Source organism: Corallococcus sp. AB049A (assembly GCF_003668885.1).
GTDB classification, from domain to species: Bacteria; Myxococcota; Myxococcia; order Myxococcales; family Myxococcaceae; genus Corallococcus; species Corallococcus interemptor.
In genome coordinates, this window is sequence record NZ_RAWL01000743.1 from 1 (window position 1) to 1,990 (window position 1,990).

The following is a 1,990-nucleotide window of genomic DNA, read 5'->3' on the forward strand; positions in this document are numbered from 1 at the left end:
CACCCCCACCGCCGAGACGCCCACCGCCTCCCCGGCCGCTTCGAACGCCGTCGCGCCGGAGGCCTCGCTGGCGAAGCCCTTCAAGCTGTCGCGCCGCTTCGACCGCACGGCGCGCCTGCTGGGCGACAACGCCATGGAGCGGCTGGCCAACGCGCACGTGGTGGTGTTCGGCCTGGGCGGCGTGGGCAGCTTCACGGCGGAGGGCCTGGTACGCAGCGGCGTGGGCCGGCTGACGCTGGTGGACCACGACGACGTGTGCGTCACCAACACCAACCGCCAGCTGCACGCGACGGTGAAGTCGGTGGGCAAGTCCAAGGCGGAGCTGATGGCCCAGCGCTGCCAGGACATCAACCCGCAGGCGAAGGTGGAGGCCCTGCGCGAGTTCTACCGCGAGGAGCTGGCGGAGACGCTGCTGCCCGCGGGTAGGTACGACTTCGTGGTGGACGCCATCGACAACGTGAAGGCGAAGCTGCACCTCTTGCACCGGTGCGTGAGCCTGGGCCTGCCGGTGGTCAGCTCCATGGGCGCGGCGGGACGCCTGGACCCCACGGCCATCCGCGTGGAGGACCTGAGCGAGACGCACATGGATCCGTTCGCCAAGGACATCCGCAAGCTGCTCAAGCGCAAGTACGGCGTGGAGACGGAGCGCCACACGGGCATCACGGCCGTGTACTCCATCGAGACGCGCCGCCAGCCGGTGCCGCTCAACTACGACGACGCGACCGACGGCTTCCTGTGCGTCTGCCCGCAGGACAACGAGTTCCACACCTGCGACCACCGCACGCAGATTGACGGCAGCGTGGCCTTCGTCACCTCCGCCTTCGGCATGAACGCCGCGGGCGTGGTGGTGCGCCGGCTCGCTTCCACGCGTTAAGCGACTCGGGGCCGGGCCTGCGTCACCGCGGGCTCCCGGCCGCACGGGCGGCGGAAGACGCAGCGGGCGCAGGCGTCCAGGTTGCCCGTCTGCGGGAAGGCCTCCACTTCCTTCGGCGTGTTGGTGGCGGCGTCCTTCAGCAGGGAGCGCATCCCCTCCACGCTCCGGGCGAAGTGCTGGCGGAAGGAGTCCATGGCGGACGGATCCACCGTCACGTCGTGCTCCAGCCCCTCGTTGAGGTACACGAGCGACGCGCGCACCTTCTCCAGCGGGTAGCGGTAGCGCTGCGCGATGTAGAGCGCGTAGCCCAGCACCTGTTCGTCGTAGCCCTCGCGCGAGCGGCCCGTCTTCCAGTCCACCACCACGACGGAGCCTTCGGTGTCCACGTAGGCGAAGTCCGGGATGGCGAAGGTCTTCACCCCGTCCAGGACGAAGTGGGCGAAGTCGAAGCCCGCGTCCACCTCCAGCCACTGCGCGGGCTTGAGCCCCTTGGCGATGCCGGGCCAGCGCGACTGGAAGAACCACGCGAGCGCGGAGCGCACCGTTTCGAAGTTCTGCTTCCAGGACTCGTTGGGGATGTCCTCGCCGTACTCGTGCTCCGCCAGGCCGGTGAAGGGCTTGCGGTACTTCTGCGTCCAGTAGGCCTTGGAGCGCGAGTGCCGGAAGTCGTCCTGCATCAGCTTGTGCGTGCGCGCTTCCACCTTGGCGGGGTCCACCTCACGGCCGGCGCGCCAGTCCAGCAGCACGTCCTTGAGGGCCTCGTGCACGATGCTGCCCGCCCAGGTGTAGCGGTTGTGCAGCTTCTTGAGGACGTAGAGCTCGCGCACGTCCCTGGCCGCCTCCGCCTCCCAGCCGCCCCAGGAGCGGTAGTAGTAGAGGTAGTAGGCCCGGAGGCACTCGGAGAACTTCTCGTGGCGGCTCTTCGACCAGGAGAAGTCGTTGGTGATGGGAGGGCGGGCCATGGACGCGGGGCATCCTATAGACGATCGCCCGCCTCGCCAGAAGAGGGACGGCCCGCCGGACAACCGCCCCCTGCCGTCGGTAAAAACGCCGGGGTCGCCCGACCGTACGGGTATGGTGCCGCGCCCCCCCGCGAAGAATCACATGAGCCCACGC

Annotated in this window: 2 protein-coding genes; one reads left to right on the plus strand and one right to left on the minus strand. The window is 69.2% G+C overall.

Going from position 1 to position 1,990, the window contains the following annotated elements; all coding sequences use genetic code 11:
* The first annotated feature begins 67 nt into the window (after positions 1-67).
* Positions 68-874, plus strand: coding sequence for a ThiF family adenylyltransferase (locus D7X55_RS38930; protein ID WP_121725670.1), 807 nt, complete (start codon positions 68-70; stop codon positions 872-874).
* Here the strand turns inward: D7X55_RS38930 and D7X55_RS38935 are convergent.
* The gene (locus D7X55_RS38935; RefSeq protein ID WP_120551520.1) at positions 871-1,836 is read right to left on the minus strand and encodes a PD-(D/E)XK nuclease family protein; all 966 of its coding nucleotides are present in this window, start codon (positions 1,834-1,836) and stop codon (positions 871-873) included. The two genes, D7X55_RS38930 and D7X55_RS38935, sit on opposite strands and share 4 nt — an antisense overlap.
* Between the last annotated feature and the right edge of the window lie 154 nt (positions 1,837-1,990).

What these genes read in the sequence shown, in the direction of transcription:
- D7X55_RS38935 (WP_120551520.1), bottom strand. Translation starts at nt 1,836, where the DNA reads ATGGCCCGCCCTCCCATCACCAACGACTTCTCCTGGTCGAAGAGCCGC.